This is a genomic window from Streptomyces sp. NPDC006872 (genome assembly GCF_040635845.1).
Lineage (GTDB): Bacteria > Actinomycetota > Actinomycetes > Streptomycetales > Streptomycetaceae > Streptomyces.
Genome location: NZ_JBEYIL010000017.1, coordinates 20,775 through 46,068, shown reverse-complemented (window position 1 = coordinate 46,068; position 25,294 = coordinate 20,775). Strand labels below are relative to the sequence as shown.

Sequence of the window (25,294 nt, the reverse complement as noted above, 5' to 3'; positions counted from 1 at the left end):
GTCCCCGACCGGACGACCGGGCAGGCGCCGTCGCATGTCCGCGCACGTGAGTTCACCGGCTACGGCACCCGGTACGTCTCCCCGTACATCTGCCACTGCAGCGGCGGCTGCAGCTCCAGGTTCCCCTCGTTCAGGAAGCGGCGCTGGGTCGTGTCGATGCGGGAGGTGTCGATGCCGGGGTGCCGGGTCAGCATGGCGCGGCGGCGGGCGTCGAGGAAGGCGCCGAGGTAGGCGGCCTCGTCGCCGCCCTGGGCGGGGGTGCGGGCCTCCTGCATCGCCCGCGCGCGGATGCCGTCGAAACTGGTCCGGCCGCCGCCGGGGCCGTGGAAGACCAGGGCGTCGTAGTAGACGAACTGGCCCAGCGGGCCCAGGCCGTCGGACCGGCCCTTGGTGACCGCCGGGTTGAAGTAGACGCGGTCGCGCTCCTTGTCCTGGGCGGCCCGGAACGCGGGCACGGCCGACTCCGTCCGCCAGGCGGCCGGGAAACCCGGATCCAGACCCGCGTGCGAGTCGGTGCCGTCGACCCGGCGCAGCGCGGGCAGATAGCGGGCGAGGGCGTTGCCCGGGTGGTCGAGGGTGTAGCGCTCGACCAGGGTGAGCAGATCGTGGGTGCCGGTGCAGAAGCCGATCAGGCCCGCCGTGTACCCCTGTCCGTCGCCGATGTCCTCGATGTAGGCGTACGCGCTGCGCCAGTTCAGGGTCGCGTTCTCGGCGCTGGCCACGATCTGCTGGGCCAGTTCCTTCTGCGGCGGGGCGGCGAGGCCCGGCGGGGTGGCCCGCACCTCGCTCGTCGCCGGGACGCCGGTGGTCGGCTGGGCGGGCTGGGCGGGAGTGAACAGACACGCCGTCGAGGCGACGACGGCGCAGACCAGGACGGCGGCACGTTTCATGCCGCACACCCTAAGGCCGGAATGTCGTGTTCCTTGTCATTCCATCCTAATTAGCTGATGAACGAACAAATGGGCGAACGCGCGGGTGAAGAGGCGGGTGAACAGGCGGGCGAAGGGTCGAACGGGCGGGCGAGCGAAAGGCGGGCGCCGGCGGGTGTGGGAGGCTGTCGGCCATGGTCGCGATCAGTCTCACCAAGGTCCAGGAGACCGCACCCGCGCTGGTCGACTTGTACAAGAGCGCCGGGGTTTCTCTCACCAGGCACGGCCTGGACGGGCAGCGGGCCGCCGTCTATCTCGTCGTCGACTACTCGGGGTCGATGAAGCCGTTCTACCAGGACGGCAGTGTCCAGGCGCTCGCCGACCGGGTGCTGGGGCTGTCCGCGCATCTCGACGACGACGGCCGGGTGCCGGTCGTCTTCTTCTCCACCGACGTCGACGCCGTCACCGACATCGCCCTCGCCGACCATCAGGGCCGGGTGGACCGCATCGTGGCCGGGCTCGGACACATGGGCAAGACCAGCTACCACCTCGCCATGGACGCCGTCATCGACCACTACCTCGACAGCGGGTCGCGACAGCCCGCGCTCGTCGTCTTCCAGACCGACGGCGGCCCCATCAACAAGCTCGCCGCGGAACGCTACCTCTGCAAGGCGTCGAAACTGCCGCTGTTCTGGCAGTTCGTCGGCTTCGGCGACCGGGGCAGCAAACAGTTCGACTTCCTGCGCAGACTCGACGAACTGCCCGTGCCGACGAAGCGGGCGGTCGACAACGCCGGCTTCTTCCACGCCGGACCGGAACCGGCGAAGATGCCGGACGCGGAACTGTACGACCGGTTGGTGGGGGAGTTCCCGAAGTGGCTGGTGGCGGCCCGGGCACAGGGGATCACCCGATGAGCGTCCTGCTGCCCGCCGCCGACCGCGCGGCCGTGGCCTGGAAGAACGGCGGCGGGGTGACCCGTGAGCTCGCCGCCTCCCTGTCGGGGGCCGGCATGGCCGACTTCGCCTGGCGCGTCAGCCTCGCCGAGGTCGCGGCGGACGGGCCGTTCTCCGCGTTCCCCGAGGTGGAACGGACCCTCACCCTGGTCGAGGGCGCGGGCATGGACCTGACCCTGGGCGGGCGGCGACGGCTCGTGGACACCCGGTACGTGCCCCAGGACTTCCCCGGCGACGTGCCCACCGACTGCCGGCTGCTCGACGGGCCCGTCGTCAACCTCAACGTGATGTGGCGCAGGGGAGCGGCGGCCCCGACCGTCGCGGTCGTCCGCGGTCGGCTCGCCCTGCGGGCGGCGCATGCCCTGATCGTCGCCCTCGAAGCGGACGCGGACGTCGACGTGGAGGCGGCCGGGGGCGGTGGCGGAGTGCGGCTCGGCCGCCATGACGCCGTCCTGCTGAGCGGGGAGAACGGGCTGCTGCACGCGCACGGACGGACTGCGGTCGTCGGCCTTAGGCCATAACGGCGATCTCCGTCGTCCGCACCGTTGGCTCAGCCGCGCCGCCGTGCCACCCTGAGGATGATCCGACGGGGAGGGCGACGAGGTATGAGCGACGGCGCGCAAGCGGTGAACTACGCTGCGGACGGCGGGAGTTCGAGACGGCGAGGCGAGCCCGGCAAGGGTGAGAAGGTCGCCGACTGGGCGGACAGCCGGCTGGGGCTGTACACGGTGGCCAAGGCCAACCTGCGCAAGGTGTTCCCGGACCACTGGTCCTTCATGCTGGGCGAGATCTGCCTCTACAGCTTCCTGATCCTGATCCTCACCGGCGTCTACCTCACCCTGTTCTTCGAGGCGAGCAGCGCCGAGGTCGTTTACGACGGCTCGTACGTCCCGCTCCAGGGCATCACGATGACCAGGGCGTACGAGTCGACGCTGCACATCAGCTTCGACGTGCGCGGTGGGCTGCTGATCCGGCAGATCCACCACTGGGCGGCGCTGGTCTTCGTCACCGGCATGCTCGTGCACATGATGCGGGTGTTCTTCACCGGCGCGTTCCGCAAGCCGCGCGAGGTCAACTGGCTGTTCGGCTGGACCCTGCTGTTCCTCGGCATCCTCACCGGTCTGACCGGCTACTCGCTCCCCGACGACCTGCTCTCCGGCACCGGCGTCCGGTTCGCCGACGGCGCGATCCTGTCCATCCCGATCGTCGGGACGTACATCTCGTTCTTCCTCTTCGGCGGGGAGTTCCCGGGGCACGACATCATCGCGCGGTTCTTCCCGATCCATGTGCTGCTGCTGCCGGGGATCATGCTGGGGCTCGTCGTCGCCCACCTCATCCTGGTGTTCTTCCACAAGCACACCCAGTACCCCGGGCCCGGACGCGACCAGAAGAGCGTGGTCGGCATGCCCTTCATGCCGGTCTACATGGCCAAGGCGGGCGGGTTCTTCTTCCTGGTCTTCGGCGTGCTGGCGGTGATGGGCGGCATCGCCAGCATCAACCCCGTGTGGGCGTTCGGGCCCTACCGGCCGGACCTGGTCACCACCGGCGCACAACCCGACTGGTACCTCGGCTTCTCCGAGGGGCTGATCCGGGTGATGCCGGGATGGGAGATCAACGCCTGGGGCCACACCCTGGCACTGGGCGTCCTCATCCCGTTCTCGCTCTTCCCGCTGATCCTGCTCGCCATCGGCCTGTACCCGTTCATCGAGGCCTGGATCACCGGCGACAAGCGGGAACACCACATCCTCGACCGGCCGCGCAACGCGCCCGTGCGCACCGGCCTCGGCGTGGCCTGGCTCGTCCTGTACGGGGTGCTGCTCGTCGGCGGCGGCAACGACATCGTGGCCACGCATCTGCATCTGTCCATCAACGCGATCACCTGGTTCGTACGGGTCGCCGTGTTCGTCGCCCCCGTCCTCGCCTTCATGGTGACCAAGCGGATCTGTCTGGGACTGCAGCTCGGGGACCGGGACAAGGTCCTGCACGGCCGCGAGACGGGCACCATCAAGCGCCTTCCGCACGGCGAGTACGTCGAGGTCCACGAGCCCCTGGACCAGGCCCAGCTGTTCACCCTCACCCAGCACGAGCAGGAGCAGCCGTACGCCATCGGCCCGCTCGTCGACCACAACGGCGTGCGACGGCCGGTCACCGCCGCCCAGCGGGTGCGGGCGCGGCTGGCGCGGGCCATGTTCGGTCAGGACACGCACGTCCCCAAGCCGACGCCGGAGGAGTACCGCGAACTCACCGGCGGATCCGGGCATTCCGGAGGACATGGGCACTGAGGACCCGTTCCGCGAAGCGCTCGCCGATCAGCCGGTGGGTGGCCGCGTCCGGGTGGAGGCCGTCGGGGAGCGGGAGCTCGGCGGCGTCGGCCTCGCCGTAGAGGTCGCGGCCGTCGACGTAGTGCAGGTTCGGGTCGTCGGCCGCGCGCCGGTCCACGATCCGGGCCAGTTCGGCGCGGATGACGCGCAGGTTCAGCTTTCCGTGCGCGACCTCGGCCCGGTCGCCCATGGGCTGGAACCACAGCCGGCCTTCGGCGACGGCGGTGAAGTCGAGGGCGGTCGGGCCGGGCGTCTCCTCGTGCATCGGGCACAGGATCGGCGAGACGACCAGCAGGGGCGCGGTCGGATGGCCCTCGCGGACGGTGTCGAGGAAGCCGTGGACGGCCGGCCCGAACGCGCGCAGCCGCATCAGATCGGTGTTGACGAGGTTGATGCCGAGCTTGACGCTGATCAGATCGGCCGGGGTGTCCCGCAGCGTGCGGGCGGTGAACGGGTCGAGCAGGGCGCTGCCGCCCAGACCCAGGTTGATGAGCTCCACTCCGCCGAGGGACGCGGCGAGCGCGGGCCAGATGGCCGTGGGGAGCACGGCGTCCGAGCCGTGGCTGATCGAGCTGCCGTGATGCAGCCAGACCGGGCGGCCGCTGGGCGGGGCGGGTTCGACGGGGGCGTCGGTGCGCAGGGCGAGGAGTTCGGTGGTCTCGTTGTGCGGCAGCCAGATCTCGATGTCCTTGACGCCCTCGGACAGTTCGGCGAAGCGGACCGTGCCGGGCTCTCCGGTCCGGAACTCGCCCGTGCCGGCGGTCATGTCGACGGTCACCGTGCGGCCGCCGCCCGTCACGCTCGCCTGCCCGGCCGGACGTCCGTCGACGAGCAGCTCGTACACGCCGTCCGGCCTGGGCGGCGCGCCCACATAGACCCGCCGGGTGGGCAGGGCCGTCAGCTCGACGGCGGTGGCGGCGCTGCGGAAGACCAGCCGCACGCCCGACGGCTGGGACTCGGCCATCGCGAGCTGCGGGTCGGCGCACTGGGCACGCGCGCGTGCGGGCAGCCGGTGCGGCAGCACGCCGTGCTCGGTGCGCTCCACGTCGAGCGCGCCGCGCAGCAGATCGGCGGTGACGGGTGTGGTGATCCACTCGGGCTCTGCCGCACGGTTCGCGCGGCTCGCGTGGCTCATGCCGCGGGCCAGTTGCGCAGCAGGGCGTCCAGGGCGTCCAGGACCCGGGTCCAGGTCTCGTCCGTGTCGGGGGCGCTGTGGCTGAAGCCGCCGCCCAGCTCCAGGCCGACGTACCCGTGGAAGACGCTTCCGAGCAGACGGACCGCGTGCGTGCGGTCCGGTTCCGTGAGGTCGTAGCCGCGCAGGATCGCCCGGGTCATCTGCGCGTGCCGCACGCCCGCGCTCGCGGCGGCCGTCTCCGGGTCGAGTCTGAGCTGCGCGGCGGTGTAGCGGCCGGGGTGCTCGTGGGCGTAGTCGCGGTAGACGTTCGCCAGCGCGGTCAGGGCGTCCTTGCCGGCCCGTCCGGCCAGTGCGTCGGAGGCCCGGTCGGCGAGCTCCTCCAGGGCGAGCAGGGCGATCCGGGTCCTGAGGTCGTCGGAGTTCTTCACATGCGAGTACAGGCTGGCGACCTTGACGTCGAACCGCCTGGCGAGCGCCGAGACGGTCACCTCGTCGAAGCCGACCTCGTCGGCCAGCTCCGCTCCCGCCCGGACCAGGCGTTCCGTGCTCAGCCCTACGCGCCCCATGGTCGTCGTCCCTTCATCAGCCTTCCTCATCCTTCGGCATCCCTCATCAGCCTGAAGTCATTATGCATTTGCCTAAAACCTTTAGGCAAATTAGCCTCGACTTTATGAAGCCGCTGACCGAGCAAGAGATCCGCGCCGCGTTCGTGAACTGCACGAAAGGCGAGGCCAAGCGCCTGTCCGTGCCGCGCGACCTGGCCGAGAGCCCGTGGGACGACCTGGACTACCTCGGCTGGCGCGACCCCCAGGCCCCCGACCGCGCCTACCTCGTGGCCGAGCTGGACGGCGACCTGAAAGCGCTCGCCCTACGGGCCTCGCCGGGCGCGGTCGGGCAGTCCCGGCGCAGCATGTGCACGATGTGTCTGACCACCCACTCCGGCGGCGTCTCGCTGCTGGTCGCGCCGAAGGCCGGGCGGGCCGGCCAGCAGGGCAACTCGGTGGGGGCCTACATCTGCAGCGACCTCGCCTGCTCGCTGTACGTGCGGGGCAGGCGGGACGCGGGCATCGGCGCGCGGCTGCACGAGACGATCACGCTGGAGGAGAAGATCGCACGGACCGTGGCCAACCTCGCCGCCTTCATCGCCAAGGTGACCGCCTGACCGTGTGGCCGCCCGCCCGCCCGACCGACCGGCCGACGGGCTGACCGTCATGGGCGGGCGGCGAGCACGTCGGCTCTGCACTGCGCCGGTGTGCCCCACGCCGTGCGCAGGGCGCGGGCCTTGGTCAGCCACAGCGACAGGTCGTACTCCGCCGTGTAGCCGATCGCGCCGTGCAGCTGGAGCGCGGCACGGGCGGCCCGGTACGCCGCCTCGCAGGCGCTCGCCTTCGCCGCCGCCACGTCCGCCGGGGTCATCGTCACGGCGGCGCCCAGGACCAGCGGCCGGGCGAACTCCAACGCGATCTTCGCATCGGCCAGCCGGTGCTTCACGGCCTGGAACGAGCCGACCGGCACCCCGAACTGCGTGCGCTGCCCGACGTACGCCACCGTCCGGTCGAGCAGCGCCAGTCCGACGCCGAGGGCCTGCGCGGCGGTCGCCAGCCGAGCCCAGAGCAGAGCCTGCGGCACGGGCGGGCCGACGGCGAGGAGTTCCCCGCCCGGCGTGAGGCGGGTGAGCCGCCGCGCCGGGTCCAGGGAAGGCCGTACGGCGTCGTGACCGGGGGCGAGGCGCAGACCGTCGGGAGCGAGCGACAGCCGTACGTCCGCCGCGTCGCCGTCCGGCGCGTACGACCCCTCGTACGCCACCGTCGCCATCGACTCGCCCGAGGCCAGCGCGGGCAGCAGCCGTTTCGCCGGGCCCGCCTCCCGGATCAGGGCCGCCGCCGTCACCGTCTCCGCCAGCGGCCCCGGCACCGCGTGCCGCCCCAGCTCGACGAAGGCCACGGCCAGTTCCACCGGCCGCGGCCCGAGACCCTCGTACGCCTCCGGCACCGCCAGCGCGAACACTCCGGCCTCGGCGATCCGGGACCACAGGGCGCGCCCGCGCGCGTGCTCGCCCCGGCTCCACTCCCGGACCACCCCCGGCGTGTCGGCGGCCGTCAGCAGGGCGTTCAGGGAGTCCGCGAAGGCCCGTTGCTCGGTGTCGAGGAGAAAACGCATCAGCGGCGTCCCTTCGGCAGGCCGAGCAGGCGCTCGGCGACGATGTCGCGCTGGATCTCGTTCGTCCCCGCGTAGATCGGCCCGGCGAGGGCGAACACGTAACCCTGCGCCCAGTCGGTGTCGCCCGGCTCGCCCTCCGAGCCGAGGAGATCGAGTGCCGTCTCGTGCAGCGCGATGTCGAACTCCGACCAGAAGACCTTGTTCAGGCTCGACTCCGGGCCGAGCCGCTCGCCCGCCAGGAAGCGGGACGCCGCCGCGTGCGTGAACAGCTGGTAGGCGCGCGCGCCGATGAGCGCGTCGGCGACCCGGTCCGCCGCGGCGGCGGGGCTGCCCTGCGCCTGCCAGAGGGCGTGCAGCCGGTCGGCGGCGGCGAGGAAGCGGCCGGGGGAGCGCAGGGTGAGGCCGCGTTCGTTGGCCGCCGTGGACATCGCGATCCGCCAGCCCGCGCCGGGCTCCCCGATCACGTCCTCGTCCGGCACGAACACTCCGTCCAGGAACAGCTCGGCGAACGCCGGCTTCCCGTCCAGCCGGCCGATCGGGCGGACCGTGACGCCCGGGGCGCGCAGGTCGAACATGACGTAGGTCAGCCCCTGATGGGGCCTCGGGGCCTGTGGATCGCTGCGGAACAGGCCGAAGGCGCGGTCGGCGAAGGCCGCGCGGGAGGACCAGGTCTTCTGGCCGGTCAGCAGCCAGCCGCCGTCCGCGCGTACGGCTCTCGATCCGAGCGCGGCCAGGTCGGATCCCGCCTCCGGCTCCGACCAGGCCTGCGCCCAGACCACCTCGCCGGTCGCCATCGGCGGCAGCACGCGCGCGCGTTGCTCCCGCGTGCCGTGGTCGAGGAGGGTGGGCGCGAGGAGGCTGATCCCGTTCTGGTTCACGCGTCCGGGCGCGCCCGCCGCCCAGTACTCCTCCTCGAAGAGCAGCCACCGCATCAGCCCCGAGTCCCGGCCGCCGTACTGCGTCGGCCAGTTCACCGCCGACCAGCGGTCCGCGGCCAGTTCGGCCTCCCACGCGCGGTGCGCGGCGAAGCCCTCCGCCGTCTCCAGGGACGGCAGGGGGGTGCGCGGCACATGTGCGGCGAGCCAGGCGCGGGCCTCGACGCGGAAGGCGTCGTCCCCCTGCGTGACGGCGAGATCCATACGACCCGTCCCTCCCGTTCTTCTTCTGCCGCTTCTTCCCTAACAAGTGTTTGGTAGGTTAGCGTGGGGCCATGACAGGCGTCGAGAGTCCGGGCAGTCCGCAGAGTCCGGCATACGTGCCCGGACACGGGCTGCTGAAGGGCCGCACCGCCGTCGTCACCGCGGCGGCCGGCGCGGGCATCGGCGGAGCGATCGCGCGCCGCTTCCTGGAAGAGGGCGCGCGCGTGCTGATCAGCGACGCCCACACCCGGCGGCTCAAGGCCCACGAGGCCGAACTGGCCGAGGAGTTCGGCGCGGCCGCCGTGGCGGCGCTGCCCTGTGACGTCACCGACGAGAGCCAGGTGCAGGCGCTGTTCGACACGGCCGTCACCTCGCACGGGCGGCTGGACATCGTCGTCAACAACGCGGGCCTCGGCGGGACTTCACCGCTCGTGGACATGAGCGACGAGCAGTGGTCGCGCGTCCTGGACGTCACACTGAACGGAACCTTCCGCTGCACCAGAGCCGCCCTGCGGCTGATGCGGGAGACCGGCGCGGGAGGCGTCATCGTCAACAACGCCTCCGTCGTCGGCTGGCGCGCCCAGGCCGGACAGGCGCACTACGCCGCCGCGAAGGCGGGCGTGATGGCGCTGACCCGGTGCGCGGCCGTGGAGGCGGCCGAGTACGGGGTACGGGTCAACGCCGTCTCGCCGAGCCTCGCCATGCACCCGCACCTGGTCAAGGTCACCACCCCCGAACTGCTGGCGGAGCTGACCGCGCGCGAGGCCTTCGGCAGATACGCCGAGCCCTGGGAGGTGGCCAACGTGATCGTGTTCCTGGCATCGGGCTACTCCTCGTACATGACCGGCGAGGTCGTCTCCGTCAGCAGCCAGCACGCGTAGGGCGACAGACGACAATGGACGCGTGCCGACCAAGAAGAAGCCCCAGGTGACCGCCGCGCCGGCCCGACGCGGCGAGCTGTTGAACACCGCCGCCGAGGTATTCGCCGAGCAGGGCTACAACGCCACCACCGTGCGCAAGATCGCCGACCACGCGGGCATGCTCGCGGGCAGCCTCTACTACCACTTCGACTCCAAGGAATCGATGCTGGAGGAGATCCTGCGCACCTTCCTCGACGAACTCTGGGACGGCTACGACACCGTCCTGGACGCCGGGAGCGGCCCCCGCGAGACGCTGGAGGCGCTGGTCACCGAGTCGTTCCGGGAGATCGACCGGCACCGCGCCGCCGTCGCGATCTACCAGAAGGAGAGCAAGCAACTGGTCGCGCAGGAACGGTTCGCGTTCCTCGCCGACTCGCAGCGAAGGTTCGAGAAGGCGTGGCTGTCCACGCTGGAGCGCGGGGTCGAGGAGCAGGTCTTCCGGGCCGACCTCGACGTCCGCCTCACCTACCGGTTCGTCCGCGACACCGTGTGGGTCGCCGCCTCCTGGTACCGGCCCGGCGGACAGCACAGCCCGGAGGAGATCGCCCGGCAGTACCTGTCGATGGTGCTGGACGGGATCGCCGTACGCACATAACCCACTGTTCACCGGTACTCGTTGGGGAGTCGCCATGGCCGAGGCCTACATCGTCGAAGCGGTCCGCACGCCCGTGGGGCGGCGCGGGGGAGGTCTGTCCGGGGTGCACCCGGCCGATCTCGGGGCGCATGTCCTCAAGGAGCTGGTCGCGCGCTCGGGGATCGACCCGGCGGCCGTCGAGGACGTCGTCTTCGGCTGCCTGGACGCGGTCGGGCCACAGGCCGGCGACATCGCCCGCACCTGCTGGCTGGCCGCCGGGCTGCCCGAGGAGGTGCCGGGCGTGACCGTGGACCGGCAGTGCGGCTCCTCGCAGCAGGCCGTGCACTTCGCCGCACAGGGCGTGCTGTCCGGGACACAGGACCTGGTGGTCGCGGGCGGCGTGCAGAACATGTCGCAGATCCCCATCGCCTACGCCACCCGGCAGGCCGCCGAACCGCTCGGCTTCACCCAGGGGCCCTTCGCCGGCAGCGAGGGCTGGCGCGCACGGTACGGGAACCGGCCCGTCAACCAGTTCGCGGGGGCCGAGATGATCGCCGCCAAGTGGGGCGTCACCCGGCAGGACCAGGAGGAGTTCGCCCTGCGCTCGCACCGGCGGGCGGTCCGCGCGATCGACGAGGGCCGGTTCGCGCGCGAGACCGTCGCCCACGGGCCGGTGACCGCGGACGAGGGGCCGCGCCGGGACACCACCTTGGAGAAGATGGCCGCGCTGAAGCCCGTCATCGACGGCGGGACCGTCACCGCCGCCTGCTCCTCGCAGGTCTCCGACGGGGCGGCCGCGATGCTGCTCGCCTCCGAGCGGGCGGTGCGCGAGCACGGGCTGACGCCCCGCGCGCGCGTGCACCACCTCTCCGTACGCGGTGAGGACCCCATCCGCATGCTGACGGCCCCGATCCCGGCCACCGCGCACGCCCTGAAGAAGACCGGGCTGTCCATGGACGACATCGACCTCGTCGAGATCAACGAGGCTTTCGCGCCCGTCGTCCTGGCGTGGCTGAAGGAGACGGGGGCCGACCCGGAGAAGGTCAACGTCAACGGCGGCGCGATCGCCCTGGGACACCCGCTGGGCGCGACGGGCGTGAAGCTGATGACGACCCTGCTGCACGAACTGGAGCGGACAGGAGGCCGCTACGGCCTCCAGACCATGTGCGAGGGCGGCGGGCAGGCGAACGTGACGATCATCGAGAGGCTGTGACACCGGGTGTGACGATCATCGAGAGGCTGTGAGCCGGTCCCTGACCTGCTGCGCTTCCTTCATGATCCGCTCCACCAGTTCCGCGCACGACGGCAGGTCGTCGAGCACCCCGGCGACCTGCCCGGAGGCCATGACTCCGAGGTCCGTGCGGCCGTCCACCATCGCCGATCTCAGCAGCATCGGGGTGTTGGCGGCGAGCAGGACCTGGCTCCAGGACAGCTCCTTCCCGTGGCGCAGCGCCAGGCCCTCCCGGACCGTCTGCGGCCAGCTGAGTCCGGACAGCCTGCGGAAGCCGGCCGCGTGGCGCAGGGCCCGTAGCAGGGTCCTGGTGCGGCCGGCGGCCTCCAGGTCGGCCACCAGCTCCGTGCGCAGCATGCGGTGCGGCAGGCCGTCCACCGCCCGGGTGACGGTGACGTCCCGGACCGTCGCCGCCAGATAGCGGGCCTTCACCGCGTCCGGCACCGTCGAGTCGGACGTCAGCAGGAACCGCGTGCCCATCGCGACGCCCGCCGCCCCGTACGCCAGCGCCGCCACCAGCCCCCGTCCGTCGAAGAAGCCGCCCGCCGCGACGACCGGGATGTCCACGGCGTCCACCACCTGCGGCAGCAGCACCGTCGTCGCCACCTCCCCGGTGTGGCCGCCGCCCTCGCCGCCCTGCACGATCACCGCGTCCGCACCCCACGCGGCGACCTTCTCGGCATGCCGGCGGGCCCCGATGGAGGGGATGACGACGACCCCCGCCTCCTTCAGCTCGGCGATCAGCTCCGGGGAGGGCGCGAGGGCGAAGGACGCGACGCGCACCCCCTCGTCGAGGATGATCCGCACCCGGTCGCCGGCGTCCGCCGCGTCGGCCCGCAGATTGACCCCGAACGGCGCGCCTGTGCGGGACTTCACCTCGCGCACCGCCGACCGCAGCTGGTCGAGGGTCATCGTCGCGGAGGCCAGGATGCCCAGCGCTCCCGCGTTCGCCGTCGCCGACACCAGGCGCGGGCCCGCCACCCAGCCCATCCCGGTCTGCACGATCGGATGGCGGACCCCCACGAGTGCGGTCAGTGCCGTGTCCATCAGAGCGCGACCTCCCGGGAACGGGCCCCGGCGGGGTCGAGGACCTCGCGGATCAGCCGCAGCTCTTCGACGGTGGGCGCACGGGTCGGCGGCACGTCGTCCGGGACGGTCAGCTCGAAGCCGGTCGCCTCCCTGACCTCCTCCGGTGTGACGCCCGGATGCAGCGAGGCAAGCCGCATCGACCGGTCGGGCGTGGCGAAGTCGAAGACGCCCAGGTCGGACACGACGCGCGGGATGCGGTGGAAGCGGGCGCCGGCCGCATGGTCGTAGCCCACCCCGCACACCATGTCGACCTTCTCGACGAACACCCGTCGGGAGTGCCGCGGTATCCAGTAACTCGTCGGGTTGTTCAGGGTGTTGACCGGCGCTCCGCGCACCCCGAGCAGCTGCCGCGTCGGCCTCGCCCAGTCGCCGATGCAGGAGATGTTCTGGTTGCCGTACCGGTCGATCTGGCTCGCGCCCATCATCACGTGCCGCCGCCCGCCGGTGACCAGCGTCAGGTGCTGCCGGTAGGGCAGCCAGCCCTCGGGCGTGCCGTCCGGACGGACGATCAGCGCCTCGCCGTCGGTGAGCAGCAGGTCCGGCGCGAACGTGAGCCGCGCCAGGCGTGCTCCCACGGACGGGATCAGGCCCATCGGGCTGGCCACGATCTCGCCCGCGCCGCGCCAGGCCTCGGCGCAGGCGATCACGCAGTACTCCGCGCGCGTGGCCTCGCTCACGGCATCACTCGTGGGCTGCGTCATGAGTCCTCCCCGACCGCGGATCGGTACGCCTGTTCGTCGTCCGCGAGATACCGGGCCGCGAACTGCGGCCAGGGCGTGGTCGCGTACTGCTTCTGGAACTCCTCGTCCCGGCCGTAGTCGGGCGCGCAGGACGTGAAGTGCGCGCCGTTCGGGGCCTCGACGACACCCGTCACCACATGCCGCTTGAGCAGCAGCGACTGCGGAGCCGCCGCCTTCGCCAACTCGGCCGTGTCGACGAGCCGTTCGCACGACGCGTACGCCGTGTCCGCCGCCTCGCAGAACAGGTCGTCGAAGTACGGGTCCGGGCCCAGGTACTGCCCGTTGCCCAGCCGGTCGGCCCGGTTGACGTGCACCAGGGCCGCATCGAGGCGCAGGGCGGGCATCGCGACGAACGTCTCCTGGTCGTCGTACGGCGAAGTCACCGTCCGCAGCCCGGGGTTGACCCGCATCACGTCCGAGCCGAGGCCCGCCCGCACCGGCAGGAAGGGCAGCCGGTTCGCGGCCGCCCGCAACCCCCACATGAACATCGCCTCGTCGATCTCCATCAGCTCGAACGCACCGCGCTCACGGGCCGCGCGGTAGTGCGGTTCCAGGGGGATCGAGTCGAGGGTGACGAACGCGGCGACCAGTTTGCGGATCCGGCCGGCCGCCGCCAGCATGCCGACGTCCGGGCCGCCGTACGACACCACCGTCAGATCGGTGACCTCCGACCGGAGCAGCGCCCGCACCAGGGCCATCGGCTTACGGCGCGAGCCCCAGCCGCCGATGCCGAGGGTCATGCCGCTCTCCAGCCGGGAGACGACCTCCTCGGCGGTCATCGTCTTGTCACTCACGCCCACGCCCCTCCTTCTCCTTGCCGAAGGTGTCCCGGACCCGGTCGGCGACCCCGCCGACGCTCGCCTCGTAGGTGAAGCCCTGCTCGAAGCGGTAGCTGCGGCGCACGTCGACCGGGTCGATGCCGTTGAGGGCCGCCTTGGCCAGCCGCAGCAGCTCGCCGTCCTTCGCGGCGATCTCGCCGGCCAACTCCAGTGCGGCCGCGCGCAGTTCGGCCGGGGGAACCACCCGCCACACCGAGCCGTGCGTATGCAGTTCGGCCGCGGTGACCGTGCGCGAGGTGTAGTACAGGGCGCGCAGCAGATGCTGGGGGACCAGGCGGGACAGGTGGGTGGCCGCGCCGAGCGCACCGCGGTCCAGCTCGGGAAGCCCGAACACGGCGTCCTCGCTCGCCACGATCACGTCCGCGTTGCCCACCAGGCCGATGCCGCCGCCCAGACAGAAGCCCCGCACCGCCGCCACCACGGGGACCTCGCACTCGTACACCGCCGCGAAGGCCTCGAAGCAGCCGCGGTTCGCGCCGATGAGCGCGCTCGCGCCCTGCGCCTGTATCTCCTTGATGTCCACGCCCGCGTTGAACCCCCGCCCCTCGGCGGCCAGCACCACGCACCGGGTCCCCGGATCGCGGCCGGCCGCGCGCACGGCGTCGGCCAGCGCGAACCACCCGCTCACCGGCAGCGCGTTGACGGGCGGGAAGTCAACGGTCAGTACCGAAATCCCCTTTTCGGGGGACGAGGTGGAGACAGTCATGGAAGCATCAGCTACCTTTCCACCAAACGTTTGTTAGGTGAAAGGTAGCAGCGAATGGAGCTGGACGGAAAGGTCGCCGTCGTCACCGGCGGCACCCGCGGAGTGGGCGCCGGCATCGCGCGCTCCTTCGCACGTGCCGGCGCCGAGGTGGTCGTCGTCGCCCGCCGACCGCCCGAAGTCCCGCTGCCCAGAACCGAGTTCGTGGCTCTCGACGTACGGGACGCCGACGCCGTACGGGACTTCTTCGCCGGACTGCCCCGGCTCGACGTCCTGGTCAACAACGCGGGCGGCGCCCCCTACCGGCCGCTCGTCCAGGCCGACGCCGAACGCCACGCACGCGTGATCGCGCTCAACCTCCTCGCCCCGCTGACCGTCTCCCTCGCCGCCTACGACCACCTCAGACGGGCCGCAGGCTCCGTCGTGATGATCGGCAGCGTCAGCGGCAGCCGTCCGTCGCCCGGATCGGCGGCCTACGGAGCCGCCAAAGCCGGTCTGGAGAACCTCGCCCGCTCCATGGCCGTCGAGTGGGCGCCCGAGGTGCGCGTCAACACGCTCGTCGTCGGCATGGTCCACACCGAGCTGGCCCATCTCCACTACGGCGGCGCCGAGGGCGTCGAGGCCGTCTCGCGGACCGTCCCGCTCGGCCGGCTCGCCCAGCCCGCCGACGTCGGCGCGGCGGCCGTCTTCCTCGCCTCCGACGCGTCCGCGTACATCAGCGGGGCGAGCCTGCTCGTGCACGGCGGAGGGGAACGACCCGCGTTCCTCGACGCCGCGACCGCCAACAAGAAGGACGCCGCCAACCAGGAGGAGTGAAGTGAGCGGAATCTGCACAGGCCGGGTCGTCGTCGTCACCGGCGCGGGCCGCGGCCTCGGACGCGCGCACGCCCTCGCGTTCGCGGCGCAGGGCGCGCGGCTCGTCGTCAACGACCTCGGCGTCGGCCTCGACGGCACACCCGGCCCCGACAGCCCCGCCGCGCAGGTCGTGGCGGAGATCCGCGCGGCCGGCGGCGAGGCGGTCGCCCACGGCGGCGACATCGCCACACCCGAGGGCGCCGCGTCCCTCGTCACGACCGCCCTGGAGACGTACGGACGACTCGACACCCTCGTCAACAACGCCGGCTTCCTGCGCGACCGCATGCTCGTCAACCTCGCCGAGGACGACTGGGACGCCGTCGTACGCGTCCACCTCAAGGGCCACTTCCTCACCCTCAAACACGCCGCCGCCCACTGGCGCGCCGAAGCCAAGGCAGGCCGAACGCCCGTGGCCCGCATCGTCAACACCAGCAGCGGCGCGGGACTCCTCGGCTCGGTCGGCCAGGGCAACTACAGCGCCGCCAAGGCCGGGATCGTCGGCCTCACCCTCGTCGCCGCCGCGGAACTCGCCCGCTACGGAGTCCAGGTCAACGCGATCGCCCCCGCCGCCCGCACCCGCATGACGGAACAGACCTTCGCCGCGACCATGACAGCCCCCGCCACCGGCTTCGACGCCATGGCCCCCGAGAACGTCTCACCCCTGGTCGTCTGGCTCGGCTCAGCGGCGAGCGAGGGCGTCACCGGCAGGATCTTCGAGACAGAGGCAGGCCGGATCACGGTCATGGAGGGCTGGCGGCCAGGCCCCACCGTCGACAAGGGGGCCCGCTGGAGCCCGGCGGAGGCGGGGGAGGCCGTACAGAAACTCCTGGCCGAGGCGGAGCCGCCGGGGGAGGTGTACGGAGCGTAGCCCTATGTGTCGCACTCCAGCACCGTCCGGCACAACCCGCACCGCGCCCGCACCCGCCCCTTGACCGGCACCCTGATCCGCTGATGGCAGGTGGGACAGGGGAACGTCACCCGCAGCGGGCCCCCCGGGCCGGGCGCGAACGCGTACGGCGATTCCCCGGCGGCCGCCACCGGACGGTGATCCTGCGCGCGGTGCCGATCACGCGCATACCGCCGCCGCCCCGCCCACCCCGCCCCCGTCAGCGGAGGCTGCTCCTCGTCCTGCCGAGCCCGCGCCATCCCCTTCACATACGCCGTGAACGCCTGCGCACTGGTGAACCACACCGACGGATCCTCCCCGAAGACCAGCGCCCGCTTCGCCAGCACATACCCGAACTCCTCCGGCGTCAGATACCCCAGCTTCTGCGACGACGCCGCGTCCTCCCGGTACGCGTCCAGCAGCAGCCAGCCCGCCCCCAGATACGCCGTCGCCGTGTCCGTCAGGATCTCGTTGTCCCGCGTGCCCGGGAACGACAACCCCACCCGATGCAGATACACATGCATGATCTCGTGCGCCAGCGCCGCCCCGATGTCCCGCCGATGCCTACGGAAACGATCGTTCAGCTCCACGAAGTACTCCGGCCCCGCCGTCAGCTCCACGTTCGCCGCATGCTCCATCTCCCGGAACGCCACGATCATCCGCGCATCCGGCAACCGATAGTGACGCACCAGCTCACGCGCCACCCGCTGCGCCCCCAGATGCAGATCGTCGGCATCGCAGAACGCCACATCCGCCGGCGCCACACTGGCCGCGAACTGGTGGATCGTGTCGTACGACAACCGCTTGTACAACGCCGTGACAGCGTCCCGCACCGTCTCCAGATGCGGGTACCCGTGCTCGACCGGACCGCCGTTCGCCACGTCCGCACCCCCAAGACGCCGTGCACTCCCAGACGCCGTGCACCCCAGTACACCCGGTTCCACTGTACGAGGACCCGGCGCACTAGGCTGAACGCCCATGACCACCAGTAACACCCCCGGACCCGCAGACGTCGACCCCGCCGTCCGCGAGGAGCTCGCCCGACTGCGCGACAGCATCGACAACATCGACGCAGCCGTCGTCCACATGCTCGCCGAACGCTTCAAGGCCACCCAGCAGGTCGGCCACCTCAAGGCCCGCCACCAGCTGCCGCCCGCCGACCAGGCCCGCGAAGCCCGTCAGATCGCCCGGCTGCGCACCCTCGCCGAGAACGCCAAGCTCGACCCCGCCTTCGCCGAGAAGTTCCTCAACTTCATCATCGCCGAGGTCATCCGCCACCACGAGCGCATCGCCGAGGACACCGTCAACGGCTCCACCCCCGCAACCGGCTGACCTGCGAGCCCACCCCCGCCCCACAAGCCGACCGGCAGCGGCGCTCCGGCGCGGGAACGGACATAGCGCGCGTACCGATCCGCCCCTGTGCCCGAGCTGCGGTATCAGGCAGCATGTCGTTCATGTCCGTACTGACGCGCGACGAAGCGCAGAGCCGTGCCACGCTCCTCGACGTTCACCGCTACACCATCGAGCTCGATGTGACGACCAGCGGCGAGACCTTCGAGTCCCTCACCGTCATCCGGTTCGCCGCGCGCACGGACGGAGACACCTTCGTCGAGGTCAGGCCCGCCGAACTGCACTCCGTCACCCTCGACGGCGAGCCCCTCGACCCACAGACCCTGGACGACAACCGGCTCCCCCTGAACAACCTCACCGCCGGCGACCACGAACTGCGCGTCCGGGCCGACATGCACTACTCCCGCACCGGCGAGGGCATGCACCGCTTCACCGACCCCACCGACGACGAGACCTACCTCTACACCCAGCTCTTCATGGACGACGTCCAGCGCGTCTTCGCCGCCTTCGACCAGCCCGACCTCAAAGCCGTCTTCGAAGTCACCGTCAAGGCCCCCGAAACCTGGACCGTCCTCGCCAACGGCATCACCGAACACCTCGGCGAAGGCCGCTGGCAGGCCGCCCCCACCCCCCGCATCTCCACCTACCTCGTCGCCGTCGCCGCCGGCCCCTGGCACTCCGTACGCACCGAACACCGCGGACTCCCCTTCGGCATCCACTGCCGCCGCTCCCTCGCCCCCCACCTCGACGCCGACGCAGACGAACTCCTCGAGATCACCCGGCAGTGCTACGACCGCTACCACGAGAAGTTCGACGAGCCCTACCCCTTCGACTCCTACGACCAGGCCTTCGTCCCCGAATTCAACGCCGGCGCCATGGAGAACCCCGGCCTCGTCACCTTCCGCGACGAGTTCGTCTACCGCTCCGCCGTCACCGACACCGAACGCCAGACCCGCGCCATGGTCATCGCCCACGAAATGGCCCACATGTGGTTCGGCGACCTCGTCACCCTCCAATGGTGGGACGACATCTGGCTCAACGAGTCCTTCGCCGAATACATGGGCTACCAGACCCTCACCGAAGCCACCCGCTTCACCGACACCTGGACCGACTTCGGAGTCGTCCGCAAAGCCTGGGGCTACGACGCCGACCAACGCCCCTCCACCCACCCCGTCGCCCCCGAGAACGTCGACGACACCGCCGCCGCCCTCCTCAACTTCGACGGCATCTCCTACGCCAAGGGCGCCTCCGCACTACGACAACTGGTGACCTGGCTCGGCCAGGACGACTTCCTCGCCGGCATCAACACCCACTTCACCCGCCACAAGTTCGCCAACGCCACCCTCGCCGACTTCATCGACTCCCTCGCCGCCCACACCGACCGCGACGTCCACGCCTGGGCCGACGCCTGGCTGCGCACCACCGGCGTCGACACCCTCACCCCCACCGTCAGCGGCTCCAACGGCGACCGCACCCTCACCGTCCGACACCACGGCAGCCGCCCCCACCGCATCGCCGTCGGCCTCTACGACCTCGACCTCGCCGACGAGGCCCGCCACCTCACCCTGCGCCGACGCCTCGAAATCGACATCCCGCACAGCGCACCCCAGCCCATCGGCAAACGCCCCGCCCTGCTCCTCCTCAACGACCAGGACCTCACCTACACCAAGATCCGCTTCGACCCCGAATCCTTCGAGACCATCCGCACCAACCTCTCCGGCCTGCCCGACCCGCTCACCCGCGCCGTCGTCTGGAACGCCCTGCGCGACGCCGTCCGCGACGGCGAACTCGCCCCCACCGCCTACCTCGAAGCCGCCCGCGCCCACCTCCCGCAGGAAACCGACCTCGCCCTCGTCCAAGGCGTCCTCGCCTTCGCCTCCGGCCAGGTCGCCGACCGCTACCTCACCCCCGATCAGCGCCCCGCCGCCCTCGCCACCCTCACCGCCCTGTGCCGCGACCTCATCCGCCGCACCGAGGACGGCGACCACCCCGGCCTGCGCCTCATCGCCGTACGCCACTTCATCCACGTCGCCGCCCACCCCGAGACCATCGCCGCCTGGCTCGCCGACGGCACCGTCCCCGGCGGACCCGAACTCGACCCCGACCTGCGCTGGCGCGTCCTCGCCCGACTCGCCGTCCTCGGCGCCACCGACGAAACCGCCATCGCCGCCGAACTCGCCCGCGACCCCTCCGCCACCGGCCGCGAAGGCGCCGCCCGCTGCCGCGCCGCCCTCCCCGACCCGGACGCCAAACACACCGCCTGGGCCGCCATGTTCGACCGCGACGACCTCTCCAACTACCTCTTCACCGCCACCGCCCAAGGCTTCTGGCAACCCGAACAGGCCGACCTCGTACGCGAATACGTCCCACGCTTCTACAAGGACGCCGTCGCCGTCGCCGCCCGCCGCGGCCCCGCCATCGCCGACGCCGCAGGACGCTGGGCCTTCCCCGCCCACGCCGTCGACCCCGACACCCTCCGCCTCGGCCACGAATGCCTCGCCGACGCCGACCCCATCCCGGCCCTGCGCCGCAAACTCGTCGACCAACTCGACGACCTGACACGGGTGTTGAACGTCCGCTCCGCACACGAGACCGCCCACGACCCCGCACACCAGGCGTAACCCCCGCACCACCAGCGATCGGTACCCCCTTTCGGGTACCGATCGCTGCCGTTTTCGGGCGTGTCTCCACCACGGCGTACAAGCTGGAAACCCCCTCCGCCCCGCGCCCGCCCGGAGCCGCCCATGAGCACCCCACCGCTCGCCTCAGGCCCCGAAGGCACCGACGCCCTGAGGCCGTTGCTCGACACCGTCCTCCACGCACTCGACGCCGGCCGCACCGCCCGAGGCGGACCACTCCCCGCCGGCGGCCCCCACACCGTCGCCGCACGCCTACGACAAGCCACCGGCGACCTGCTCCCCGAACACGGCGACCCGAACGCCCTCGCCACCGTCGTCCGCGCCCTCGCCGAAGGCGCCGCCGACCCCGCCCACCCCCTCTGCGCCGCCCACCTCCACTGCCCACCCCTCGCCGTCGCCACCGCAGCCGACCTCGCCGCCTCCACCCTCAACCCCTCCCTCGACTCCTGGGACCAGGCCCCCGCCGCCTCGGAACTGGAAGCACTGGTCACCCGGACACTCGCCGCCGAGATCTACGGCCGGGCACCCGACGGCAGCACCCCCGACAGCCCGCGGCCCAGCGACCCGCCCGACAGCCGTACGCCGGGCCACCCCACCCCCGGCCACCTCGGCGAAGCCGTCATCACCACCGGCGGCACCGAAGCCAACCAACTCGCACTCCTCCTCGCCCGGGAAGCCCACGGCGCCACAGTGCAACTCGTCTGCGGAACCAACGCACACCACTCCCTCACCCGCGCCGCCTGGCTCCTCGGACTGCCCGAACCCATCGTCGTCCCGGCCCCCACCGGCCGCCTCGACCCCACCGCCCTCGCCACCGCCCTCCCCGACGGGCCCACCCTGGTCGCCGCCACCGCCGGCACCACCGACGCCGGACTCATCGACCCCCTCCCCGAGATCGCCACCCTCTGCCGCCACCGCGGCGCCCGCCTCCACATCGACGCCGCCTACGGAGGCGGCCTCCTCTTCAGCGACCGCCACCGCACCAAACTCACCGGCCTCGACACCGCCCACACCATCACCCTCGACCTGCATAAACTCGGCTGGCAACCCATCGCCGCCGGACTCCTCGCCGTACGCGACCCCCACGACCTGGCCGCCCTCCACCACCACGCCGACTACCTCAACGCCGACGACGACACCGACGCCGGCCTCCCCGACCTCCTCGGCCGCTCCCTGCGCACCACCCGCCGCCCCGACGCCCTCAAAATCGCCGTCACCCTCAAAACACTCGGCCGCACCGGACTCGCCGCCCTCATCGACCAAGTCTGCGAAAAAGCCCAAGAACTCGCCGCCCTCATCACCGCACACCCCCACCTGCGACTCCACTCCCCACCCACCATCAGCACCGTCCTCTTCCGCCCCACAGCCGCCACCGACGACACCGTCGCCGAGATACGCCGCCACCTCCTCACCGACGGCCACGCCGTCCTCGGCCGCGCCCGCCTCGGCGGCCGACTCTGGCTCAAAGCCACCCTCCTCAACCCCCACACCCGCACCGAAGACCTCACCGCCCTCCTACGACTGGTGGAAGGACACACCCCCGCATGAACACGCCCCCACACCCCGACCCCACCACCCCCCACGACACCGACACCCCCCGAGACCTCGTCGGCATCGGCATCGGCCCCTGCAACCTCTCCCTCGCCGCCCTCGCCCACCCCCTCGCCGAACTCGACGCCGTCTTCTACGAACAACGCCCCTGCTTCGACTGGCACCCCGGCCTCCTCATCGACGGCGCCCGCATCCAGGTCCCCTTCCTCGCCGACCTCGTCACCCTCGCCGACCCCACCAGCCCCTGGACCTTCCTCAACTACCTCAAAACCCACCAACGCCTCTACCCCTTCTACTTCGCCGAGCGCTTCCACATCCAACGCGCCGAATACGACACCTACTGCCGCTGGGTCGCCGACAACCTCCCCGGACTCCACTTCCGCCACCAGGTGGATGCCGCCCGCTGGAACCCCGAACGCGACGTCTTCGAAGTCGACTTCACCCACCTCGACACCGACGGCGAAGCCGAAGCCCTCGGCCGCACCTACACCAGAAACATCGTCCTCGGCATCGGCACCGAGCCCTACGTCCCCGACCCCCTCCGCCCCCTCGTCGACGCCCCCGGCGTCCCCGTCGTCCACGCCGCCGACTACCTCACCCACCGCGACACCCTCCTCACCGCCGGCCACATCACCGTCGTCGGCTCAGGACAGTCCGGCGCCGAAGTCTTCCTCGACCTCCTGCGCAACCGCCCCACCGGCCGCGAACAACTCCACTGGATCGGCCGCACCGACGCGTTCGCCCCCATGGAGTACTCCAAACTCGGCCTCGAACACTTCACCCCCGACTACACCCGCTACTTCCACGCCCTCCCCGAAGGCGTCCGCGACCGCCTCGCCACCACCCAATGGCAACTCCACAAAGGCATCGACGCCGACACCCTCGCCGCCATCCACGACGAGCTCTACCGCCGCACCCTCGGCGGCGGCTGGCCCGACACCGTCCTCACCCCCGGCGTCCGCGTCCGCACCGCAGGCCGCATCGCCACCACCAAAATCGAACTCCACCTCGAACACATCCAACAGAACACCCGCACCCGCCTCACCACCGACGCCGTCGTCCTCGCCACCGGCCACCGCGAACGCCCCCTCGACCGCATCCTCGCCGGCCTCGACCCCTACATCCGCCGCGACAACAGCGAACGCCCCCGCGTCGACCAACACTTCCGCCTCGTCCTCGACCCCTCCGTCACCGCCACCGGCTGCAACATCTACGTCCAGAACGCCGAACGCCACACCCACGGCGTAGGAGCCCCCGACCTCGGCCTCGCCGCCTGGCGCAGCGCCACCATCCTCAACACCCTCACCGACAAGGAGACCTACCCCCTCCCCACCCGAACCGCCTTCACCACCTTCGGACTCGAACAACAACCCCGAGTCCCCCACGCTCGACAAGCCCCCACCCTCACCCCCCTCATCGACCGACGCTAGCAACGGCAACGGCGCCGACTCGAAAGCCGGCGCCGCACACCAACAACCCCTACCAGGACCAGCCCCTAGAACACCGGCGTACCGTCACGCGTCAACTTCCAGTCCACCGACGCGAAGTCCTTCGGGTCCAGCACACCCTTCGCCGTCACCCACTCCGAAATCCGCGTACGGATCTCCGTCGACTCCGCCCACAGCTCCTGCGCCGCCGCCACATACGGGAACGCGCCACCGCCGTTCGCCCGATAGTTGTTCACCGCGAACACGAACTGCTGAGCGTCATCCAGAGCAACGCCGTTGTACGTCAGATTCTTGATCCGCGAACCCGCCGCCTGCGCGATGTCGATCTCGTACACCAGACCCGACACATAGTCGTAGTTGTAGTCCGGACGCCCCGCCGCATTCGTCAACTTCGCCGTGTCGACCACCGCGTCCGCCGCCGTCTGCACGAAGTACTGCGCCGAGTACTCCAGGTACGCCCGCACCTGCGCACCCGTCAGCAACTTCGCCACCAGCGTGTTGTCGTACACATACAGGCTCGACAGATCCCGGATCGTCACCGCGCCGGCCGGAATCTCCGACGTCCGCGAGAACGGCGAAGCCTGCGCGATCACCGGCAACGACGCATACGACGTACCCGCCAGAGCCGCCTTGACGACGTCCTCCTGCACCTTCGTGATCAGATCGATGATCGGCGCGTCCTTGTACCGCGCCTCCACCGTCGTCAACGTCTCCGTCGCCGAACCGACCACCTGGTTGACGTACGCCACGACCTTCGCATGCTCGTCACCCAGCAGCTTCGTGATCTTCGGATCGTCGGCGACCGTGTTCGAGTTCAGCACCTTCGAAGCGACGGACTCGACCGCCCACCGCCCCTTCTCGAACACCAGCTCGACATCGAACACCGACAGCCGCTCCGCATAAGCCAACGGCTCCGACAACACGACCGTCTTACCCGACTTCGCGTTGACGACCTTCAGCTCCGGGATCTCCACATGCGCATGCCCCACCAGAATCGCATCGATGTCCGGCACCTGCTGCGCCACCAACGCCGCCGAATTCTCCACATACGGCAACTGATCACCGTACGACGACGTACCCGACGAACCCGAGTGCGCCGACACGATCACCACATCCGCACCCAGCGACTTCAGCTTCGGCACCCACTTCGCCGCCTGCTCCTCAAGCCCCGGGAACGCCAGCTTGCCCTGCACATACGCCTTGTCCCAGATCGCGATACCCGGGTTCGTCAGCCCCAGCACCGCCACCTTCACCGGCGGCGCACCCTTCACACAGAACGTCTTGATCACGTAGGGAGGAAAGGCCGGCTTCAACGTCTTCGCGTCCACCGCGTTGGCCCCCAGCAGCGGGAACCGCAACTGCGACTCGAACTTACGCAGCGTCTCGATGCCGTAGTTGAACTCATGGTTGCCCAGCGCCGCCGCGTCATACCCGATCGCGTTCATCGCCTGCGCCATCGGATGCACCGGACCACCCTTGGCGGTGATCGGGTCCACCTTCGCGTAGTAGTACGTCAGCGGAGTGCCCTGGATCGTGTCACCCGCGTCCAGCAGCAGCGTGTTCTCACGCCCCTTCTCCGCACGGATCTGGTTCACCAGCGTCGAGATACGCGCCAGACCCTGCGCATTACCGGCCGCGTCCTTGTACTCCGCGTCCTTGAAGTAGTCCCAGTTGAACACATGACCATGCAGGTCGGTCGTCCCCAGCACCGTCAGCGCATACCGCTTCGGCTGCTTGACCGGCTTACCCGGCCCCTTCGCCTCGGCGGCCTGCGCCGGCGCCACGGCACCACCCGCGATCGCCACCCCCGCCCCGGTCACAGCGGACTTCTTCAGGAACTTCCGGCGATTCAACGGCATGTCTCATGCTCCTCGGGGAATGGTCAACGACGC

24 protein-coding genes are annotated in these 25,294 nt (G+C 71.0%); 13 read left to right on the top strand and 11 right to left on the bottom strand.

Annotated elements, in window-relative coordinates:
• Positions 1–59 precede the first annotated feature (59 nt).
• Positions 60–890 carry a chitosanase gene (locus ABZ725_RS38630; protein WP_358807079.1) on the bottom strand — a complete coding sequence of 277 codons (831 nt, stop codon included), beginning with the start codon at positions 888–890 and terminating at the stop codon, positions 60–62.
• A gap of 173 nt (positions 891–1,063) precedes the next feature.
• Here ABZ725_RS38630 and ABZ725_RS38625 point away from each other — a divergent pair, with 173 nt between their 5' ends.
• The 3 genes from ABZ725_RS38625 to ABZ725_RS38615 all read left to right on the top strand — a co-directional run bounded on the left by ABZ725_RS38625 (position 1,064) and on the right by ABZ725_RS38615 (position 4,104).
• Entirely contained in the window at positions 1,064–1,783 is a 720-nt protein-coding gene (locus ABZ725_RS38625; protein ID WP_358807078.1) for a VWA domain-containing protein, read from the top strand.
• Positions 1,780–2,343, top strand: a complete 564-nt coding sequence (locus ABZ725_RS38620) for a HutD family protein (RefSeq protein WP_358807077.1) — start codon at positions 1,780–1,782, stop codon at positions 2,341–2,343. Before ABZ725_RS38625 ends, ABZ725_RS38620 begins: the two co-directional genes overlap by 4 nt.
• 84 nt (positions 2,344–2,427) lie before the next feature.
• Positions 2,428–4,104: a cytochrome bc complex cytochrome b subunit gene (locus tag ABZ725_RS38615; protein ID WP_358807076.1), complete on the top strand. Its 1,677-nt coding sequence runs from the start codon at positions 2,428–2,430 to the stop codon at positions 4,102–4,104.
• Here ABZ725_RS38615 and ABZ725_RS38610 read toward each other — a convergent pair.
• Both ABZ725_RS38610 and ABZ725_RS38605 read right to left on the bottom strand, forming a co-directional pair.
• Positions 4,064–5,278: a GDSL-type esterase/lipase family protein gene (locus ABZ725_RS38610; RefSeq protein WP_358807075.1), complete on the bottom strand. Its 1,215-nt coding sequence runs from the start codon at positions 5,276–5,278 to the stop codon at positions 4,064–4,066. The two genes, ABZ725_RS38615 and ABZ725_RS38610, sit on opposite strands and share 41 nt — an antisense overlap.
• Positions 5,275–5,844 (bottom strand): WHG domain-containing protein, encoded by a 570-nt coding sequence (locus ABZ725_RS38605; RefSeq protein WP_358807074.1) that lies wholly within the window; start codon positions 5,842–5,844, stop codon positions 5,275–5,277. Before ABZ725_RS38605 ends, ABZ725_RS38610 begins: the two co-directional genes overlap by 4 nt.
• 104 nt (positions 5,845–5,948) lie before the next feature.
• Here ABZ725_RS38605 and ABZ725_RS38600 point away from each other — a divergent pair, with 104 nt between their 5' ends.
• Entirely contained in the window at positions 5,949–6,440 is a 492-nt protein-coding gene (locus ABZ725_RS38600) for an FBP domain-containing protein (protein WP_358807073.1), read from the top strand.
• A 47-nt stretch (positions 6,441–6,487) separates the two neighbouring features.
• On the opposite strand, the gene ABZ725_RS38595 is transcribed toward ABZ725_RS38600, so the two are convergent.
• Together ABZ725_RS38595 and ABZ725_RS38590 are read right to left on the bottom strand one after the other, a co-directional pair.
• Positions 6,488–7,438: an acyl-CoA dehydrogenase family protein gene (locus ABZ725_RS38595; protein ID WP_358807072.1), complete on the bottom strand. Its 951-nt coding sequence runs from the start codon at positions 7,436–7,438 to the stop codon at positions 6,488–6,490.
• The gene (locus ABZ725_RS38590; protein WP_358807071.1) at positions 7,438–8,577 is read right to left on the bottom strand and encodes an acyl-CoA dehydrogenase family protein; all 1,140 of its coding nucleotides are present in this window, start codon (positions 8,575–8,577) and stop codon (positions 7,438–7,440) included. Before ABZ725_RS38590 ends, ABZ725_RS38595 begins: the two co-directional genes overlap by 1 nt.
• 71 nt (positions 8,578–8,648) lie before the next feature.
• Between ABZ725_RS38590 and ABZ725_RS38585 the strand changes: the two genes are divergently transcribed.
• Genes ABZ725_RS38585 through ABZ725_RS38575 form a run of 3 tightly spaced genes read left to right on the top strand, consistent with a single transcriptional unit; the run spans position 8,649 to position 11,284 of the window.
• On the top strand, positions 8,649–9,458 hold the full coding sequence (locus tag ABZ725_RS38585) for an SDR family oxidoreductase (RefSeq protein ID WP_358807070.1): 810 nt from the start codon (positions 8,649–8,651) through the stop codon (positions 9,456–9,458).
• Positions 9,459–9,480: 22 nt separating this feature from the next.
• On the top strand, positions 9,481–10,092 hold the full coding sequence (locus ABZ725_RS38580; RefSeq protein WP_351910931.1) for a TetR/AcrR family transcriptional regulator: 612 nt from the start codon (positions 9,481–9,483) through the stop codon (positions 10,090–10,092).
• Between the two features lie 34 nt (positions 10,093–10,126).
• Positions 10,127–11,284 (top strand): acetyl-CoA C-acetyltransferase, encoded by a 1,158-nt coding sequence (locus ABZ725_RS38575; RefSeq protein WP_358807069.1) that lies wholly within the window; start codon positions 10,127–10,129, stop codon positions 11,282–11,284.
• Between the two features lie 15 nt (positions 11,285–11,299).
• On the opposite strand, the gene ABZ725_RS38570 is transcribed toward ABZ725_RS38575, so the two are convergent.
• Genes ABZ725_RS38570 through ABZ725_RS38555 form a run of 4 tightly spaced genes read right to left on the bottom strand, consistent with a single transcriptional unit; the run spans position 11,300 to position 14,676 of the window.
• A complete protein-coding gene (locus ABZ725_RS38570) occupies positions 11,300–12,349 on the bottom strand; it encodes a nitronate monooxygenase (RefSeq protein WP_358807068.1) in 1,050 nt (349 codons plus the stop codon).
• A complete protein-coding gene (locus tag ABZ725_RS38565) occupies positions 12,349–13,092 on the bottom strand; it encodes a CoA-transferase (protein WP_358807067.1) in 744 nt (247 codons plus the stop codon). The genes ABZ725_RS38570 and ABZ725_RS38565 overlap by 1 nt, the downstream gene beginning before the upstream one ends.
• A complete protein-coding gene (locus ABZ725_RS38560; protein WP_358807066.1) occupies positions 13,089–13,925 on the bottom strand; it encodes a CoA-transferase in 837 nt (278 codons plus the stop codon). The genes ABZ725_RS38565 and ABZ725_RS38560 overlap by 4 nt, the downstream gene beginning before the upstream one ends.
• Positions 13,918–14,676, bottom strand: a complete 759-nt coding sequence (locus ABZ725_RS38555; RefSeq protein ID WP_358807065.1) for an enoyl-CoA hydratase family protein — start codon at positions 14,674–14,676, stop codon at positions 13,918–13,920. The genes ABZ725_RS38560 and ABZ725_RS38555 overlap by 8 nt, the downstream gene beginning before the upstream one ends.
• Before the next feature lie 54 nt (positions 14,677–14,730).
• Here ABZ725_RS38555 and ABZ725_RS38550 point away from each other — a divergent pair, with 54 nt between their 5' ends.
• Both ABZ725_RS38550 and ABZ725_RS38545 read left to right on the top strand, forming a co-directional pair.
• Complete coding sequence (locus ABZ725_RS38550; protein ID WP_358807064.1) at positions 14,731–15,489, top strand: SDR family oxidoreductase; 759 nt, start codon at positions 14,731–14,733, stop codon at positions 15,487–15,489.
• A 1-nt stretch (position 15,490) separates the two neighbouring features.
• Positions 15,491–16,396 (top strand): SDR family oxidoreductase, encoded by a 906-nt coding sequence (locus tag ABZ725_RS38545; RefSeq protein ID WP_358807063.1) that lies wholly within the window; start codon positions 15,491–15,493, stop codon positions 16,394–16,396.
• A gap of 2 nt (positions 16,397–16,398) precedes the next feature.
• Here ABZ725_RS38545 and ABZ725_RS38540 read toward each other — a convergent pair whose 3' ends face one another.
• Positions 16,399–17,295, bottom strand: coding sequence for a hypothetical protein (locus ABZ725_RS38540; protein WP_358807062.1), 897 nt, complete (start codon positions 17,293–17,295; stop codon positions 16,399–16,401).
• Positions 17,296–17,392: 97 nt separating this feature from the next.
• Here ABZ725_RS38540 and ABZ725_RS38535 point away from each other — a divergent pair, with 97 nt between their 5' ends.
• The 4 genes from ABZ725_RS38535 (at position 17,393) to ABZ725_RS38520 (ending at position 23,384) form a co-directional block, all read left to right on the top strand.
• Positions 17,393–17,746: a chorismate mutase gene (locus ABZ725_RS38535; RefSeq protein WP_351910922.1), complete on the top strand. Its 354-nt coding sequence runs from the start codon at positions 17,393–17,395 to the stop codon at positions 17,744–17,746.
• Positions 17,747–17,868: 122 nt separating this feature from the next.
• Positions 17,869–20,385 (top strand): aminopeptidase N, encoded by a 2,517-nt coding sequence (pepN, locus tag ABZ725_RS38530; protein WP_358807061.1) that lies wholly within the window; start codon positions 17,869–17,871, stop codon positions 20,383–20,385.
• Between the two features lie 123 nt (positions 20,386–20,508).
• Entirely contained in the window at positions 20,509–21,951 is a 1,443-nt protein-coding gene (locus tag ABZ725_RS38525) for an aminotransferase class V-fold PLP-dependent enzyme (protein ID WP_358807060.1), read from the top strand.
• On the top strand, positions 21,948–23,384 hold the full coding sequence (locus ABZ725_RS38520; RefSeq protein WP_358807059.1) for a SidA/IucD/PvdA family monooxygenase: 1,437 nt from the start codon (positions 21,948–21,950) through the stop codon (positions 23,382–23,384). The genes ABZ725_RS38525 and ABZ725_RS38520 overlap by 4 nt, the downstream gene beginning before the upstream one ends.
• A gap of 65 nt (positions 23,385–23,449) precedes the next feature.
• Here ABZ725_RS38520 and ABZ725_RS38515 read toward each other — a convergent pair whose 3' ends face one another.
• Positions 23,450–25,261 (bottom strand): 5'-nucleotidase C-terminal domain-containing protein, encoded by a 1,812-nt coding sequence (locus ABZ725_RS38515; protein ID WP_358807058.1) that lies wholly within the window; start codon positions 25,259–25,261, stop codon positions 23,450–23,452.
• Positions 25,262–25,294 lie beyond the last annotated feature (33 nt).